The 18,191-nt window shown below is 62.4% G+C and carries 7 protein-coding genes; 2 read left to right on the forward strand and 5 right to left on the reverse strand.

The genetic code is table 11. The features are described from left to right. Nucleotides 1-4 precede the first annotated feature (4 nt). The 3 genes from CO671_RS10575 to CO671_RS10585 all read right to left on the reverse strand — a co-directional run bounded on the left by CO671_RS10575 (nt 5) and on the right by CO671_RS10585 (nt 5,139). Nucleotides 5-577, reverse strand: a complete 573-nt coding sequence (locus CO671_RS10575) for an NAD(P)H-dependent oxidoreductase (protein ID WP_097605872.1) — start codon at nt 575-577, stop codon at nt 5-7. 174 nt (nt 578-751) lie between these two features. Further along, a complete protein-coding gene (gene pyc / locus CO671_RS10580; protein WP_097605873.1) occupies nt 752-4,216 on the reverse strand; it encodes a pyruvate carboxylase in 3,465 nt (1,154 codons plus the stop codon). Between the two features lie 173 nt (nt 4,217-4,389). After that, nucleotides 4,390-5,139 carry a LuxR family transcriptional regulator gene (locus tag CO671_RS10585; protein WP_097605997.1) on the reverse strand — a complete coding sequence of 250 codons (750 nt, stop codon included), beginning with the start codon at nt 5,137-5,139 and terminating at the stop codon, nt 4,390-4,392. A 388-nt stretch (nt 5,140-5,527) separates the two neighbouring features. On the opposite strand from CO671_RS10585, the gene CO671_RS10590 reads away from it, so the two are divergent. Further along, complete coding sequence (locus CO671_RS10590) at nt 5,528-7,291, forward strand: glucan ABC transporter ATP-binding protein/ permease (protein WP_064683884.1); 1,764 nt, start codon at nt 5,528-5,530, stop codon at nt 7,289-7,291. Nucleotides 7,292-7,509: 218 nt separating this feature from the next. Continuing rightward, nucleotides 7,510-7,863: a VOC family protein gene (locus tag CO671_RS10595; protein WP_097605874.1), complete on the forward strand. Its 354-nt coding sequence runs from the start codon at nt 7,510-7,512 to the stop codon at nt 7,861-7,863. 50 nt (nt 7,864-7,913) lie between these two features. Here CO671_RS10595 and opgC read toward each other — a convergent pair whose 3' ends face one another. Further along, entirely contained in the window at nt 7,914-9,152 is a 1,239-nt protein-coding gene (gene opgC, locus CO671_RS10600; RefSeq protein WP_097605875.1) for an OpgC domain-containing protein, read from the reverse strand. A gap of 101 nt (nt 9,153-9,253) precedes the next feature. Further along, entirely contained in the window at nt 9,254-17,773 is an 8,520-nt protein-coding gene (locus tag CO671_RS10605; protein WP_097605876.1) for a glucoamylase family protein, read from the reverse strand. Nucleotides 17,774-18,191: the final 418 nt, after the last annotated feature.

An 18,191-nucleotide genomic window follows, 5' to 3' on the forward strand; every position in this document is an offset into this window, starting at 1 on the left:
TCGATCAAGCGGCCGTGACGACGGCGCGCGCGGCCTTCAAGGCGTTGCCCCACCAGGTCAGCTGGTCGAGCATGTTCTTGGCGGCTTCGTTGAGATGCGCGTAGTCCCCAAGCTGCTTGCCGTCCTTGAGAACGGCAAGATATTCGCTGAAGGCAATGTGAACGCCGGTCTTGACCGAAGCTGCGCTCATTTCGACGAAGATCAGGCGAAGTTGCTCGACGGCCCGCGCCCCGCCAACGCCGCCATAGCCGACGAAGCCGACCGGCTTCTGGATGAACTCGCCGAGATCGATGGCATTTTTCAGAACCGCCGTCGGCCCATGATTGTACTCGGCGGCGGTGAAAATGAAGCCGTCGAATTCGCGCAGCTTCTTCTTCCAGCGCTCGGCGGCGTCGCTTTCCGCCGTCGTTGCGCGCTCTTCGCCGAAGAAATGCATGGGATAGTCGAGAAGATCGAGAACCTCACATTCGAGATCGGCGCGCGGGCCGACGAGCCCGGCGATCCACTTGGCCGGATGTTCGGCGAAACGGCCAATACGCGTGCTGCCGACGATGACGGCAATCTTCAACTTGCTCATGGAGACGATTTCCTGGTTGGTCTTGGGGCGGATAATACGACCTCAAGTCTATGAGAAAGCCTCCTCGCCGGGCAAGGCGAGGAGGCCGTAAACGCTTCGAAAAATCAGCTTTCCGACAGCCCGGTCACACACAATCGGGTGATTGGCCGAAGCGGCCGGCCACCTGCACAAGCCTCAACCGGCATAGACGACAAGCAGGTCCTTGGCATCGATCTGGTCGCCGGCCTTGACGAGGATTTCGGCAATGGTTCCATCCTTTTCCGCATGGATCGCCGTTTCCATCTTCATCGCCTCGATGGAGACGAGCACGTCACCGGCGCTGACAGCCTGGCCGGACGAGGCGAAGACGCGGCTGATGACGCCGGGCATCGGCGCACCGACATGAGCGGCATTGCCGGGTTCGGCCTTGCGGCGCACGGCCGCACCCGTTGCCCCATGGGCCCGATCCGGCACCTTGATGCGGCGCGGCTGGCCGTTGAGCTCGAAGAAGACGGTGACCATGCCCTGGCTGTCGGTGGCGCTCATCGCCTGATTGACGATGACGAGCGTCTTGCCCTTTTCGATATCGGCAAACAGCTCGTCGCCATCGGCCAGCCCGTAGAAATAAGACGGCGTGGGCAGCACCGAGACCGGGCCATAGGTATCGGAGGCGAGCGCAAAGTCGGTGAAGACCTTCGGATACATCAAGTAGGAGGCGAACTCGAAATCGCTGACCTGGCGCTCCAGCTTGGTCTCGATGACCTTGCGCTCGGCATCGAGATCGGCTTCGTTCAGCAGCGAGCCGGGACGCACCGTATAGGGCTTTTCGCCCTTCAGCGCCTTCTTCTGCAGCGCTGCCGGCCATCCCGACGGCGGCTGGCCGAGATCGCCCTTCAGCATCGAGACCACCGATTCCGGGAAGGAGACTTCGCGCTCGGGGCTGACGACGTCGGCGACCGTCAGGTCCTGGCTGACCATCATCAGCGCCATGTCGCCGACCACCTTGGAGGAGGGCGTCACCTTGACGATATCGCCGAACATCTGGTTGGCGTCGGCATAGGCCTGCGCCACCTGGTGCCAGCGTGTCTCCAGCCCCAGCGAGCGGGCCTGCTCCTTGAGGTTGGTGAACTGGCCGCCCGGCATTTCATGCAGATAGACTTCCGAGGCCGGCCCCTTGAGGTCGCTTTCGAAGGCGGCATACTGGTTGCGCACCGCTTCCCAATAGAAGGAGATGCGGCGGATCCATTCCGGATCGAGGCCGGGATCGCGCTCGGAGCCGGAAAGCGCCTCGACGATCGAGCCGAGACAGGGCTGCGAGGTATTGCCGGACAGCGCATCCATCGCCGCATCGACGGCATCGACGCCGGCTTCGACGGCGGCAAGAACGGTCGCGGCCGCAATGCCCGACGTGTCGTGCGTGTGGAAGTGGATCGGCAGGCCGGTCGCCTCGCGCAGCGCCTTAAACAGCACCTTCGCCGCCGCCGGCTTCAAGAGACCCGCCATATCCTTGACTGCGATGATATGGGCGCCGGCCTTCTCCAGTTCGACGGCAAGATCGGTATAGTATTTCAGGTCGTATTTCGGGCGGGCGGAATTCAGGATATCGCCGGTATAGCAGATCGCCGCCTCGCAGAGTTTGTTCTCCTCGGCGATCGCATCCATCGATACCCGCATGTTCTCGACCCAGTTCAGGCAGTCGAAGACGCGGAAGAGATCGATGCCGCCCCGGGCCGCCTGGCGGACGAAATATTTGACGACATTGTCGGGATAGTTGGTGTAGCCGACGCCATTGGCGCCGCGCAGCAGCATCTGCAGGAGCAGGTTCGGCGCGCCCTCGCGGATCAGCGCCAGCCGCTCCCACGGATCTTCGGTGAGGAAGCGCATCGAGACGTCGAAGGTCGCGCCGCCCCAGCATTCGAGCGACAAGAGGTTCGGCAGCGCATGCGCATAGGTGCCGGCGATCCGGGCGATGTCATAGGTGCGCATGCGGGTGGCGAGCAGCGATTGATGGCCGTCGCGCATCGTCGTATCGGTCAGAAGCACGCGCTTCTCGTTGCGCATCCATTCGCCGAACTTCTTCGGGCCGAGCGTGTCGAGCAGCTGCTTCGTGCCGTCCTTGACACCGTTGCCGTTGGCATAGGGCACCACCGGCTTGGCGGCGTTGGCAAGCGGCTTCGGCCGGTCCTTGGCTTCGGGATGGCCGTTGACGGTGACGTCGGCGAGATAGGTCAAGAGCTTCGTCGCGCGATCCTGGCGCTTGACCTGCTGGAAGAGCTCCGGCGTCGTGTCGATGAAGCGGGTGGTATAGCTGTTGTCGCGGAATTTCGGGTGGCCGATGATCGCTTCGAGGAAGGTCAGGTTGGTCGCCACACCGCGGATGCGGAATTCGCGCAGCGCGCGGTCCATGCGGGAAATCGCTTCGGACGGATTCGGCGCCCAGGCCGTTACCTTGACGAGCAGCGGATCGTAATAGCGGGTAATGATGGCGCCGGAATAGGAGGTGCCGCCGTCGAGACGGATGCCGAAGCCGGAAGCGGAGCGATAGGCGGTGATGCGGCCGTAATCCGGAATGAAGTTGTGTTCCGGATCTTCGGTGGTGATGCGGCACTGCAGCGCATGGCCGTTGAGACGGATGTCGGCCTGGGCGGGAACGCCCGATTCCGGTGTGCCGATCGCAGCCCCGTCAAGGATATGGATCTGCGCCTTGACGATATCGATGCCGGTGACGACTTCGGTCACCGTATGCTCGACCTGGATGCGCGGGTTGACCTCGATGAAGTAGAATTTGCCGGTATCGGCATCCATCAGATATTCGACGGTGCCGGCGCCGATATAATTGGTCGCCGCTGCGATCTTCAGCGAATAGGCGGCGAGCTCCTGGCGCTGCGCCTCGGAAAGATAAGGTGCCGGCGCGCGCTCGACGACCTTCTGGTTGCGGCGCTGGATCGAGCAGTCGCGCTCGAAGAGATGCACGACATTGCCGTGCGTGTCGCCGAGGACCTGGCTCTCGACATGGCGGGCGCGCTCGACCAGCTTTTCCAGATAGACCTCGTCCTTGCCGAAGGCCGCCATCGCCTCGCGCTTGGCCTCCGTCACCTCACGGGCGAGATCCTTCGGATCACGGATCGCGCGCATGCCGCGCCCGCCGCCGCCCCAGGAAGCCTTCAGCATCACGGGATAACCGATCTCTTCGGCCATCTTCGCCACTTCGGCGATATCGTCCGGCAACGGTTCGGTTGCCGGCACGACGGGCACGCCGACCGAGATCGCCAGATTGCGCGCCGCCACCTTGTTGCCGAGCTGGCGCATCGTATCGCCCTTCGGGCCGATGAAAATGATACCGGCCTTGTTGCAGGCATCGACGAACTCAGGGCTTTCCGACAAGAGGCCGTAACCGGGGTGAATGGCATCGGCGCCCGAAAGCTTGGCGACCCGGATCACCTCGTCGATCGACAGATAGCTTTCGATCGGCCCGAGATCGCGGGCAAGATGCGGACCGCGTCCGACCTGATAGCTCTCATCCGCCTTGAAGCGATGCAGCGCCAGCTTGTCCTCTTCCGCCCAGATCGCCACCGTTTTTATTCCAAGCTCGTTGGCCGCGCGGAACACGCGAATGGCTATTTCAGAGCGATTGGCAACGAGTATCTTGGAAATGGGCAAAACGGTCTCCTCCGTCGTTCAGACGCGGGCATGCTGCACCCGCGAAGAAAATTCTTAACTTCTTGTCACAGGAAGTTCAATTTCTCTTGCGACTGCGAAACGCACTTTCTCGCCATACGAGACATGTCGACTGGCAGTATGCAGCGATTTTGGCGAAATGGATAAGGAAAAGCTCAGCTTATCAGGCCATGGCGGAAGGCAAGCGCCACCGCCTGTTGCCTGTTCTTCGCCTTCAGCTTGTTCTGCAGCCCGTTCATATACCAATCGACGGTGTGGTTCGAGATCTTCAGCATCTTGCTGATCTCCATCGACGTCATGCCGTCGGCGAGATAGTGCAGGATTTCCATCTCGCGCCGCGTCAGCGGCGTCTCAGACGGCAGCAGCGTCTCCAGCGCCTCGGCCTCGCCTGTCAGCTCGAGCAAACGCCAGAAGGTCTTGCGCGCCACGGCCTCGAGCAAGGCGATCTCCACCGGCGACAAGTCGATCGGTCTGCCGCCGAGACTGAGGCTGCCCAGAATGCCGTTGCGCCCGTGGATCGGAAAGAGATAGCCGTCCTCCAATCCGTGGCCGAAGGCATCGACCATCATCTGCTCCATGCGGCGCCGATGTGCGTCGCCGTTGAACGCCGCCATACTCTCCCGCCAGCGGAACGGCCGTTGTGCGTGGGTGAGATAGCGCACCATCGGATCGATCCGGACATATTTTTTCGCGGCATATATCTGCAGCCATTGTTCCGGCCAGCGGCCGGCGAGCGGCGCGGCCCGCAGTTCCTGCTGCGCCGGACTTTGCTGCAAATGGCGCAGCAGACCGTAATACTCGAAGCCGGAAAGGTGGAGGACCTGCTCGAGCTCGGCGACGACGGCATCCGGATCGGAGCATTCTTCCAAAATGACAAGCAATTGAATTAACGAATTAATTTTCACAAAAAACGCCCTTTGTCCGGACCACAAGTCCGCATCGAGGCCGTTGGCGGCATTCTCACCTTGGTCGCGGAACGGTCTTCTTCAAAAAATGCAGTCTCTATTTAATGCTGTGCTAAACATTTATTAAAATGCAAGCGCAAATTGTTGCGGCATATAAGGTGCCCGCAATTCTCGCGCTAGACCCCGATGGCGAAAAATGTGAGTTCTCGTCACCCGATCCACTGCTCTATGTTGTTGATGCCGCTTCGGATTAGCCGCAAGCCGCGAAAGTCGGCTCAGGTTGATTAACCCTCGGATGAACTCTGAATACTCCGTTAATCGCCGGTTCAGGTAGCCTTTCGTAGCATCGCACCATTCCCGTTTTTCGCAGATGCACAAGAGGTTAGACGTGTCGCTATTCAAGGTCTATGCAAGAGCTCTGCGCTATCTTGGCGCCTACAAGCTCCGCGTATCCCTGGTCGTTATTGCCAATATTGTTCTGGCGACCATCACCATTGCGGAACCAATCCTGTTCGGTCGCATCATCGATGCGATCTCGGGCAAGGGTGAAGTCAAGCCCATCCTGTTCATGTGGGCGGGCTTCGCCGTGTTCAACACCATCGCCTTCGTCCTGGTGTCGCGCGAAGCCGACCGGCTTGCCCATGGGCGGCGGGCCACGTTGCTGACGGAGGCTTTCGGCCGGATCATTTCCATGCCGCTCGCCTGGCACCACCAGCGCGGCACCTCCAACGCGCTGCATACGCTGCTGCGCGCCTGCGAGACGCTGTTCGGCCTCTGGCTGGAATTCATGCGCAACCATCTGTCGACGGTCATCGCGCTTGCCCTGCTGGTGCCGACCGCAATATCGATGGACCTGCGGCTGTCGGCCGTCCTGATCGTGCTCGGCATTGCCTACTGGCTGATCGGTCGTGTGGTCATGAGCCGCACCAAGGATGGCCAGGCTTCGGTCGAGAACCACTACCATACCGTCTTCTCGCATGTCAGCGACTCGATCAGCAACGTGTCGGTTCTGCATAGCTACAACCGCATCGAAGCCGAAACCAAGGCGTTGAAATCCTTCGCCGACCGGCTGCTGGAAGCCCAGTATCCGGTGCTCGACTGGTGGGCGATCGCCAGTGCGCTGAACCGGATGGCCTCGACCATCGCGATGATGGTTGTCTTGATCATCGGCACAATGCTCGTTCAGTCCGGCCAGCTGCGCGTCGGTGACGTCATTGCCTTCATCGGCTTTGCCAACCTGCTGATTGCCCGCCTCGACCTGATGCGTCAATTCGCCACGCAGATCTTCGAGGCCCGTTCCAAGCTGCAGGACTTCTACACGCTCGAAGATTCGGTGCGTGAACGCGAAGAGCCGGCCGGCAACGGCGAGATCAAGAGCGTCAAGGGTGCAGTCGAATTCCGCGACGTCTCCTTCGGCTTCGGCAACAGCTCGCAGGGTCTGCACAATGTCTCCTTCTCGGTGAAGGCCGGCCAGACGGTTGCCATCGTCGGCCCGACCGGCGCCGGCAAGACGACGCTGGTCAACCTGCTGCAGCGCGTTTACGACCCGCAGGGTGGCCAGATCCTCGTCGACGGCACCGATATCACCAAGGTGACCCGCAAGTCGCTGCGTCGCCATATCGCCACCGTCTTCCAGGATGCCGGCCTGCTGAACCGCTCGATCAGCGACAATATCCGCCTCGGCCGCGAGGGTGCCAGCGAAGAGGAAATGCGCCGTGCGGCCGAAGCCGCCGCCGCCGCCGACTTCATCGAAACCCGCAAGGACCGTTACGATACGCATGTCGGCGAACGCGGCAACAAGCTCTCCGGCGGCGAGCGCCAGCGCATCGCAATCGCCCGCGCCATCCTCAAGGACGCGCCGATCCTGGTGCTCGACGAGGCGACCTCGGCGCTCGATGTCGAGACCGAAGCCCGCGTCAAGGCGGCGATCGACAACCTGCGTGAGAACCGTACCACCTTCATCATCGCCCACCGTCTGTCGACGGTCCGCGAAGCCGATATGGTGCTCTTCCTGGACAACGGCCGCGTCGCCGAGCAGGGCAGCTTCGACGAGCTTAGCCACAGCAACGGCCGCTTCGCCGCCCTGCTGCGCGCCAGCGGTATCCTGACGGACGACGAAGTTCGCAAGGCCCACGCCACCGAAGCCGCCTGATCGGTCGGGTTTCAAAACAAAGGCCGGAAGGATAGCTCCTTCCGGCCCTTTTTGTTTGGCGGGACCTACGACACATAATAACCGTGTACCATGAGCCACCCCCCTCTGCCCTGCCGGGCAGAGGGGTGCCGCACGCCGCCATTCCAAGCCAAACTCCAATTGACCACCCTGCCGATCTTCCTACCTTCCGCCTTGTCCAAGCATCGGAAGGAAAGCCCATGAAGGTCCTGCGCATCGTCGCCAATATTGCGGCACCCGACATCACGCCGGCGCGGCGGTTCTATCAGGATATCCTCGGTCTCGACGTCATCATGGATCACGGCTGGATCACCACCTTCGGCGCCGCGAGGCCTATGAACGTTCAGGTGAGCGTCGCCAGCCAAGGCGGCTCCGGCACACCGGTGCCGGACCTCTCGATCGAAGTCGACGATCTGGATGCTGCTTTCGCGGCGATGTCGGCCGCCGGTTTTCCGATCGAATACGGCCCGGTGGACGAGCCCTGGGGCGTCGGGCGCTTTTATGTCCGCGATCCGCTGGGCAGGCTGGTGAATATCCTCGTTCACAAAAACTGAGCCGGCGGGCATGGCCCGCCGGCTCAGTTATATCAAGGCAAGGCTGGCTGCTATTTCCGATTGGTGCGGCGATAGGTGTTTGCCGCTCCGCCGATCCGCACGGGCACCGGGACGGCGGCAACCTCGGTGACGAGCTTACTCTTGACCTTGCCCTGCTGACGCTTGTGCTCGAGATAGTAGGCATAGGCGAATTGCGTCGCAATGCCGGCGATGACGAAGATCGGGCCGACCAGCGGATCCTTGTTGGTGATGTAGAGCACCACCTGGCCGACCATGGCGAGGATCGTGCCGGCGACAAAGATGTTGAGCGAATGGCGGCCGAGGATCGTCAGCGGGTGATCCGCGGGACGCCGCAGGATGCGGGAGCATGCGGGGATGCTGATAATCAGATAGGTCAGCGCCAGCACATGCAGCAGCCGCGGCAGCGACAGGAAGGTCTTGTCGAAACCGGTGATAACAGGCGGCAGGCCGAGCGCTGCCAGCGAGTTGCCGAAAATCCAGAGATGACCTGTCACCCAGACGAAGGACAGCACGACGTAAGCGGCGGCGACCGCAAGCAATAGCGGATGCCGCGGGATCCGGCCGCCGCGCTTGATGTGCAGGATCGAGACGATACCGATCGAAAACAGGAACTGCCAGGACAGCGGATTGAGAAACCAATAGCCCTCGATCAGCATGTTGTGCGGCGCCACCTGATAAATGCCGGCGAGCAGCCAGACCGTGCCCGAGACGGCAAGCGCCAGCAGCGGGCTTCGCTCGTTCAGGAGAAGGAGGATGGGCACCATCAGCAGCAACGCCCCGTACATGGGCAGGATATTGTTGTAGCCGATCTGGTGGCCGAGCAGGAGCAGCGCCGGAATGCCGTCCTTGAGGTTCATCAGGACCGCCAGAATATTGATTTCGACAAGCAGCCCGGGCCGGTGGAACAGCCAGGCGCCGCAGATGAACAGCGCCAGCGTCATGAAGGTCGTGATCATATGGGCGAGGTAGAGCGTGAAGGCTCGCTTTACCGCCTTGATCGCCATTCTGAGCCGGTTGCCCGGCTGAAAGCGGGAGCCGTAGGCAAGGCCGACGGCAATGCCCGATATCAGCACGAAGGCCTCGGCGGCATCGGAGAAGCCGAAATTCTTCGTCGTGGCATATTCGAAGAACTGCCCGGGAACATGATTGATGAAGATCATGATCAGGGCGAGGCCACGCAGCACGTCAAGCCGTGTATCGCGCCCTGGCGCAGCTACGGATAGGGAACTGCGCTCGGCGCCGATGGCTTCGGTCAGCGTGCTTGCCATGGGGTGTCTCCTGTTATCCGATTTGCAAACGCGACGACGGCCAAAAGGGTTCCCTTTTGGCCGTCCGCGAATCGCCGTGATGTCTGCGTGGAGAAACGCTTTTATCCGAGCGGATATCCCTCTTCGGGATCGGCGATTTCGCTGCCGTTGATCGACAGAGTGTAGCCGCTGGCATTGGACGCTTTTGAGACCGAAATGCGGTATTTGCCGTCGCCCCGCTCCACCTCTGCCGCAAAACCGTCCCATTCCGACGGGAGCGACGGACGCACATAAAGCCGGCCGTCTTTCAAGCGGATACCGAGAATGCCCTCGACGGCAGCCCGGTAGAGCCAGCCGGCCGAGCCGGTGTACCAGGTCCAGCCGCCGCGCGCCGTATAAGGCTCATGTCCATAGACGTCGGCGGCCACGACATAGGGTTCGACCCGGTATTGCTCGGCCGAAGCCTTGTCGAGCGCATGGGTGATCGGGTTGAGGATCTGGAAGCAGCGCAGTGCATCATCGCCCCGCTTGAGCTCCGCCAGCGCCATCACCACCCAGGTCGCGGCATGGGTATATTGGCCGCCGTTTTCGCGCACGCCCGGCGGATAAGCCTTGATATAACCGGGATCCCTGGCGGAATTGACGAAAGGCGGCGTGAACAGCCGGATGATGCGGGCTTCCTCGTCGACCAGTTGATCGAGCACGGCGTCCATGGCCTTGACGGCGCGGGCCGGGTCGCCCTCGCCGGACAGAACGCTCCAGGACTGCGCGATCGAATCGATCCGGCATTCCGGGCTTTCGTTGGAACCGAGCAGCGCGCCATCGTCGAACGTGCCGCGGCGATAGTAGCCGCCGTCCCATCCCGCCGTTTCGAGCGCTTTTTTCAAGTCCTTGAGATGTGCAGACCAGCGCTTTGCGCGGGCCTTGTCGCCGCGCTCTTCGGCATAGGGAATGAAGGAGCGCAAGGCGCCCGCCAGGAACCAGCCGAGCCAGACGCTGGTGCCGCGGCCGGCGATGCCGACGCGGTTCATGCCGTCGTTCCAGTCGCCGCCGAGGAACAGCGGCAGGCCGTTAGTCCCCTTGCGGGCGATGGCGAGATCGAGTGCCAGCGCCGCATGTTCGTAGACGCTCGCCTTATCCTCGGAAATCTCCGGCTTGTAGAAGGAGTCGTGCTGTCCCTCGAGAAGCGCCGGACCTTCCAGAAAGGCAATTTCCTCGTCGAGCACGCTCTTGTCGCCGGTGACGCTGCAATAGTGGTGGATCGCATAGCTCAGCCAGACGACGTCGTCCGAGATCATCGTGCGGACGCCTGCACCCGTTCCCGGCAGCCACCAATGCTGGACGTCGCCCTCGCGGAATTGGCGCGAGGCGGCGTTCAGGATCTGCCGGCGGGCGATCGAGGGTTCGTGCAGCAGGAAGGCCAGCGTGTCCTGCAGCTGATCGCGGAAGCCAAAGGCGCCGCTTGCCTGGTAGAAGGCGGTGCGGGCCATGATCCGGCAGCCGAGGCTCTGATAGGGCAGCCAGGTGTTGATGAGATTGTTCATCCCGCGATCCGGCGTCGAGATCTGCAGCCTGCCGGTGAAATCCCGCCAGAAGCTGCGGTTTGCCTCGACGGCATCGTCGAAGGAAGCCTTGCGGATATCGGCGATGACGGCGCGCGCTTCTTCTTCCGTCGGCGTATCGCCGAGGAAGAAGGTGAAATCGCGCTCTTCGCCGGCGCTAAGCTCGATGTCGATAGCCAGAGCCGCGGCCGGATCGCCGTCGAGTTCGGTCGCACCCGAAAGAGCAGCCGCTGACGCAACGGCCTGCGGCGCCTGGATCGTTCCCGCCTTGCCGATGAACTCGCGCCGGCTTGCGCAGACGCTCGAAGGCGTCTCGCTCGCCGCGAAGAAGGCGGTTCGGTTGGAAAAATCGATGCTGTAGGGATTGGTGGCGAACAGCGCGCCTGTCTCCTCATCGTGGCTCGACAGGATGAAGGGCGCCGTGCGTCCCGGATTGCTGCCGAGGACCCATTCGACGTAACCGTAGAGCCGCAGCCTGCGGCCGGTCGAGCCGGTATTGCGCAGGCGCAGGCGCTGCAGCTTCACCGGCTTGTCGCGGGCGATCGTCTGCGTCAGTTCAAGCGCGATCTCGTGCTGGACGCTCGAGAAGACCGAATAGCCGAGCCCATGGCGGGCTTCGAAACGAATGTCCGGCCGGCGCGACAACGCCGCGAACGGCGTCATGACAGCACCGCTGTCGAGATCGGCGAGATAGAAGGCCTCGCCTGAGCGGTTGACCACGGCATCGTTCGACCAGGAGGTCAACTGGTAGTCGCGCGAATTGACGCTCCAGGTGAAGCCTGCGCCTTCGGCCGACACGTGAAAGCCGAACCTGTCATTGGAAATGACGTTGATCCAGGGCTGGGGCGTTGCATGACCGCCGGGCAGGCGAACGACATATTCGCGACCGTCTCGGGCAAAGCCGCCGATGCCGTTCCAGAAGTCGAGATCGCCTTCCTCCTCGATGACGACGGCCGGCACGACAGGCGGCGGCACCGGCGCGACGCGCTTGACCGGAACCTTGTTGCGTTCGGCGCGCTCCATCTCCTGCAGTTCATCCTTCGAGGGCGCAAACAGGGCGACGGCGCGGTTGATCTGATCGATCACCTTGCCGTTCTTCGCATGCAGGGTGACGCGGGAAGCCGCGATCACGGCACGATAGGTGCTCTCCTCCATCAGGTCCTTTCGAACCGCGAAGATATGCTGACGCAAGCCGTCGGCCTGGCCCATGCGGCGCACGTTCTCGCACATGGCGTCGAGCGCGTGCTGCATGTCCTGTGCGTAGGAAGAGGCACGTTCGTTCATGATGATGAGATCGGCAGTGACGCCGCGCGAGCGCAGATATTCCTGCGCCAGCAGGGCCTCGCGGGCAATATCGAGATCCATGTCGTCGTTGACGCGCAACGTGAAAATCGGAAAATCGCCGGAGATCGCCAGAGGCCACAGCGCCGATTGCGACTGCAGGCCGGCCTCGACGGTCGCTTCATCCTTGCGCAGCTGCATGTCGGGATAGACGAGGTAGCGTCCGAGATGCTGGAAGGCTGCCGCCTGCTGCGAGGTGACGCCGACGTGCCGCATCTGCACCTGGGTGCGCGTCCAGGCCTGGACGAGCTCGTGGTTGAAGGCGTCGGGATGACGGTAGCGATTGACCGCCTTGTCGACCTCGTCGCGGTTTGGAGCGGCGATCGTCCAGAAGAACACGCTGACCTTTTTGCCGGCCGGCACACGCACGGTGCGGCGCAGCGACATGACGGGATCGAGCATGAAGCCGTCGCTGCCGGAAAGTGTGGCGCCCGGATCGAAGGCCGCCGCATCGGCGAGGCTGCGGCCACGGCCGATGAACTTGCGCCGGTCGGTCTCGAATTCGGTGTGACGGGTGTCGCCGGCATTGTCGACGATCAGATGCGCGATGCTGATGTTCGGCTCGTTCGGATCGCGTTTGTTGCGTTCGGCGCGAATGACGTCGCCACGCTTGCCGATCTCGGTCTTGACGAACATGCGGGCGAAGGCCGGATGCGCGTTGTCGGTATCATCCGAGGTGATGACAGGTTCGAGATAGGAGGTGACCTCGATGAAACGGTCTTCCGTGCCCATGTTGAGCAGGGTGACACGGCGGGCCTCGGCATCATGCTCGGTCGCAATGATGCATTCTACCTCGCTCGTCAGATCACCAACCGTCTTGGTGAACTGCGCCTTCTCGTCGGCGAACTCGACCTTGATCTTTTCGCCCTCGACGCCCTTCGGCTCTGCTGTCGCCGACCACCATTCGTTGGTGGCGGTATCACGCAGGAAGATGAAGGTGCCCCAGCGATCTTCGGTCGGATCGGCCTTCCAGCGGGAAACGGAGAGGCCGTTCCAGCGGGAATAACCGGCGCCCGTCGCCGTCAGCATCAGCGAGTAGTGGCCGTTCGACAGGAACACGAGTTCGCGGTCGCGCGACGCCGGATCGCTGATCTTCCTGATCTCCGGCCGCAGCAGATCGTCCTGGATGCTGGCCGGCGTGTCGGATTCATGCTTGCCGCTCATAACAGGAATGTCGCGCGGCGCCTTTTCCTGCAGCAGCAGCTCCGCCGCCTCGATGACCGGGTCGGAATGGAAGAGCTCGCGCAGATGGCCGTTGAAGGCGACGTTGGCGACGGCGGCGATCGACATGCCGTGATGGTGGGCATAATAATTGTAGACCACAGCGCATTTCTTGCCTTCCGGCACGCGCGTCGGCGTGAAGTCGACCGCGTCGTGGAAGCCGAACTTGCCGAGCGCGCCGACCTTGCGCAGCCGCTGCAGGTTTTCGAGCGCGCCCGGCGGGTCGTACTGGCTGGCGAGCAGCGAAGCATAGGGCGCGATGACGGCATTGTGGCCGAGGCCACGCTTGAGACCGAGCGTCGGCACGCCGAAATTCGTGTACTGATAGTTGAGGTTATGGTCGCGGGCGTTGAAGGCCGCTTCCGAAATGCCCCACGGAATACCGAGCTTGCGGGCGTAGTTCATCTGCTCGACCACAACAAGATTGTTGGTCTGGTTGAGAATGCCGCCGCCGCGCTCCTGCATGACGAGCGGTGGCATCAGATATTCGAACATCGAACCGGACCAGGAGACCAGCGCGCCGCGCGATCCCACCGGCACGACCTGGCGGCCGAGGCGATACCAGTGCTCCGTCGGCAGGTCGCCCTTGGCGATGCCGAACAGGCTGGTCAGGCGGCATTCCGACGCGAGAAGATCGTAGCAGGCCTGGTCGAGTTCACCGCTTTCGACACGGTAGCCGATCGACAGCAGGCGCCGCTCCGGCCGGAACAGGAAGCCGAAATCCATCGAGAAGGCAAGATCGCGAGCCTTGTCGCGCAGCGCCACCAGCCGCGGCCGGAGCGCATCGACCTTGGAAAGATCGAAGGTGCTGTCGGAGATATGCGCCTCGCAGACCTTGACGAGGGATGCCGCCCATTGGGTGACCTCTTCGCTCTGCTTCGACTTGACCTCGTGGTCGAGATTGGCGGCGAGCTTTTCGATGTCGCGGGCGAGAACGGCGAGGTTGATGATGCGGATCGAGGCGAATTCGTGCTCGCGCTTGACGGCGGCAAGCGCGTTCTGGAAGCCGACAATGCGCTCTTCCAGGCGCCGGCGCAGCGGACGCACGGTCTTGCGGTCATCCGGCAGATCCGCCAGCACTTCGCCCAAAATGCCTGCCGTATCGCCGACACCGTCGAGATTGCCCTGCATATGGGCCGACGGCGCCTCGGCCCAGTTGCGGCAGGCCGAAGAAACGGCGATCAGGTGGCCGGCGAGATTGCCGCTGTCGACCGCCGAGACGTAACGCGGCCCGAGCGTCTGCAGCGTATCGCTGTGATACCAGTTGTACAGGTGGCCGCGGAATTTCTCCATTTTGTCGATCGTGGCAATCGTCTGCTCCAACCGCTCGAGCGTCTCCTCGAAGGAGAACCAGCCGAAATGCCGGCCGGACACGACGGAAAGCAGATAGACGCCGATATTGGTCGGCGAGGTGCGGGCCGCGACGATGACATGCGGCGTTTCCTGGATATTGTCCGGCGGCAGGTAATTCTGCTCGGCCGTGGTGAAGGTTTCGAAATAGCGCCAGGTGCGCCGAGCGATCTTGCGCAGCTCGCTCGACACGGAGTCGGCGACTTCGAGCCGGTCCTCGGTTTCGGCCGACTGGCTGACATACCAGGCGACGACAGGCGAGAGGATCCACAGCAGCGCGAAGGGGATGCCGACCAGGAAGGCGTTGTCGCCGGGAAGGGCTGCGAAACCAAGCGCCAGCAGCGCCAGCACAGGCGCATGCCACATCTGCCTGTAATAAGAGGTGAGGGTGCCTTGCCCGCCGGCCTGAACGCTGGCGGCGGTCCGCCACTGCAGCATCAGCTTACGGCTGACGAACAGGCGGTAGAGCGAACGGCCGATCGCATCCGCCATCATGGCGGCCGAATCGGCAATGAAGACGATCCGCAATGCGACCTGCGCATTGGCGGCCGTGATATCCGACCAGACCGTATAGAGATGGGCGCGGGCGACGATATCGCTGGTGCGCGGGATGATGCCGTTGATGAGCGACAGGGTCGGCGCCACGAAGAGGCAGAAGATCAGCAGAATCTGCCAGACCAGCGCGCCGAGCGGACCCATGAAATACCAGCCGAGCACCGAGGCGAAGAACCAGGCGATCGGCGTCAGCGAACGGCGCAGATTGTCGAACATCTTCCAGCGGCCGAGGGCCGTGACGCCGTATTTCGGATTGAACATGTAAGGCAGGAGCTGCCAGTCGCCGCGCGCCCAGCGATGCTGGCGCGAGGTCTCCACCTCGTAGCGGATCGGGAAATCCTCGACCAGCTCGAGATCGGTGACGAGGGCGCAGCGCGCCATCGAACCTTCGAGAAGATCGTGGCTGAGTACGGAATTCTCGTCGATCCGGCCCTTCAGCGAGGCTTCGAAGGCATCGACATGGTAGAGGCCCTTGCCGGTGAAGGTGCCCTCGCCGGCGAGATCCTGATAGACGTCGGACACGGTGAAGACATAAGGATCGAGGCCGCGGTTGATCGAAAAGACGCGCTGGAAGACCGAGGCGTCCTTGCCCGTCGTCAACGACGGCGTGACACGCGGCTGCAGCACGCCGTAGCCGCTTTCGACACGGCCGGTTTTCGGATTGATGACCGGGCGGTTGATCGGATGATAGAGCTTGCCGACGAGCTTGGTGACGGCGTCACGCATCAGGCGCGTGTCGGCGTCGAGCGTCATGACATATTGCACATTGGCCGGCACGGCATTGGCGCCCGGCAGATAGGTCGTGTCGCGGTCGCCGCGCAGCAGCATGTTGAGCTCGTGCAGCTTGCCGCGTTTGCGCTCCCAGCCCATCCAGACGCCTTCCGAGGCGTTGTAGAGACGGCGGCGATGCAACAGGTAGAAACGCGTCTTGCCGTCATAGGCATAGCGGGCGGAAAGATTGGCGATCTCGCGCCTTGCATAGTCGAGAACCTCGAGATCGGCGGGCGTCTCCTCGACATCGCTGTCCGGCCAGTCGCTGAGCAGCGCGAAATAGATCTCGCCACGCGGATTGGCGAGATAGTGGACCTCGAGATTGCGCACGTGATCGTCGACGCTGTCGCGGTTCGAGATCAGGCAGGGCACGACGAGCAGCGTGCGTGCATCCTCCGGAATGCCCTCCTTGAACTCGTAGCCGACGAGACGCGCCGGCGTCACGAAGAAGGAAAGAAGCGTGTTGAAGAGACCTGTCGCTCCTTCCGATGCCGGCAGCGAGAACATGATCAGCAGCACGGCGATTTCGATCGGACCCATGCCGGCATTCGCCATGAAGTTGCCGACAACAGCCATGGCGATGACAGTCAGCAGCATGACGGGAACAGCAATTGCCAGCCAGTTGAACCGGCGCACGGCGCGCACGAAATGCTGGGTGACCGTCGGGCGGTAATTCGCCCGCGCCTCGAGCTTCGGCCGCTGCGCGCCGGACAGGAAGCCGCCGACATTCGGTTCGTGCGGCTGCGGCTCGCCGGAGGCCTTGGCGGCATCCGTCATATCGAGCGCCAGCTGGGCGATTTCCATCTCGGTCAGCGGCGAACGCTTGGCGAGCTTCTCGATCTGCTTGCGGTATTTGTTGCGCGAGCCGGAATCGAGGATGCCGTAATCCGAATGTTCCCAGAGCAGCTTGTCGACATGGCTGACCTGCTCGACCCAGACCGACCATTCGGTGTCGTCGATCTCGCGCAGGCTGCGGATGATGTTGCCCATCGTCACGTTGCCGGAGGAGAGACGGCTGTGTTCGGCCGTCGTCGCCTCTTCGGTGTTGCGGCCAAGCTCTTCCAGCCGCTCGTCGAGCCAGGTGATCGCCAGGCTCGAGGTCTGCGAGCCGTCACGCAGGCGATAGAGGAACTGCGTCGAGAAGGTATTGTCCTCGGCCAGCGGTTCCAGCGTCTTCAGATAGGCGGCCGCCCTGGCCGGATCGGTCAGGCGCACCAGCTCGTCGGCGGCCTCGTTGGCGCGGCGGCGCAGCCGGCGGCTGGCTTCGACACGGCTCGAAATACGGCGAAGGTTTTCGACGAGCACGTAGCGCACCAGCGAGGGCAGCGCCCAGAGTTCACCGATCCTCAGCGTCTCGTTGGCCTGGAAGCCGTCGACCAGCGCCGTCAGGCTTTCCTGCGAGATCGTGCTGTGGGTATGGGCGACGTAGAGCCAGGCAAGCACCAGAGTGCGCGGAATCTCGACTCCGCCGACAGACATGGTCGGCAATTCGCGGTAGAAGCGGCGGGGGAAGTCACGCCGCACCTCCTGAATTGCCTCTTCGACGATATAATGGTTGTCCAGCAGCCATTCCGCCGCCGGCGTGATCGTCTCGCCGGCCTCGACATCCGTCGCCGTCGTGCGGTAGACGCGCAGGATTTCCTTCTGATTTTCCTTGTGGCGTGCGAAGAAATCGAAAGGGGCGAAAGCCGGCAGCTTGTCGACGCCGTTACGGGCGACTGCATCGCCCATCGCCTTGATGTCCTCGATGGAAAGATAGGTCGAGCGGATCGAATCATTGTGATCGATCTGCTTCATCTCGGGTTCGCGGGGAAGGCTCGGAGAAAGAATGGCAATAGACATGGGTTCGGTTCTGGATCCAAACAAAGTTATGGCTGGTTTTGCTCAGCCTTTTGCACTGCATATCATGACTGCTACATGAACGGGCCCCGATTCGTCGAAGATCGATGAAGCCGGGGTGAATGACGTCTGGCAAGCGATGCAATCGGGCGCAGCCCTGGTCCAGGACGACCCGAGGGCGATCAATACACTCTCCGCAAAACCATGTCGAAAAGTTGGACACCATCGGAATAATTCAAGTCAAGAGGCATGCGCCGCCTGACCGATGCGCTTGCGCGGCGGGGATGGCGAGCATGCCGGCGCCTGGTTGCGGCGAGGCAGGCGCAGAGGGAGGATTTTCCGGATCTTCGGCTGTCCTTTGAGCGGCTTGTTCGCCTGCTCACGGTCCGACCGGGGCGTGCGTCGACTTGAACTCGGCCAG

This window comes from Rhizobium sp. M10, from assembly GCF_002531955.1.
Classification (GTDB): domain Bacteria; phylum Pseudomonadota; class Alphaproteobacteria; order Rhizobiales; family Rhizobiaceae; genus Rhizobium; species Rhizobium etli_C.

Excerpts from the sequence above, each read along its gene's own strand:
- CO671_RS10575 (WP_097605872.1), bottom strand. The coding sequence starts at position 577 with ATGAGCAAGTTGAAGATTGCCGTCATCGTCGGCAGCACGCGTATTGGC.
- CO671_RS10605 (WP_097605876.1), bottom strand. The coding sequence starts at position 17,773 with ATGTCTATTGCCATTCTTTCTCCGAGCCTTCCCCGCGAACCCGAGATG.
- opgC (WP_097605875.1), bottom strand. The coding sequence starts at position 9,152 with ATGGCAAGCACGCTGACCGAAGCCATCGGCGCCGAGCGCAGTTCCCTA.
- CO671_RS10595 (WP_097605874.1), top strand. The coding sequence starts at position 7,510 with ATGAAGGTCCTGCGCATCGTCGCCAATATTGCGGCACCCGACATCACG.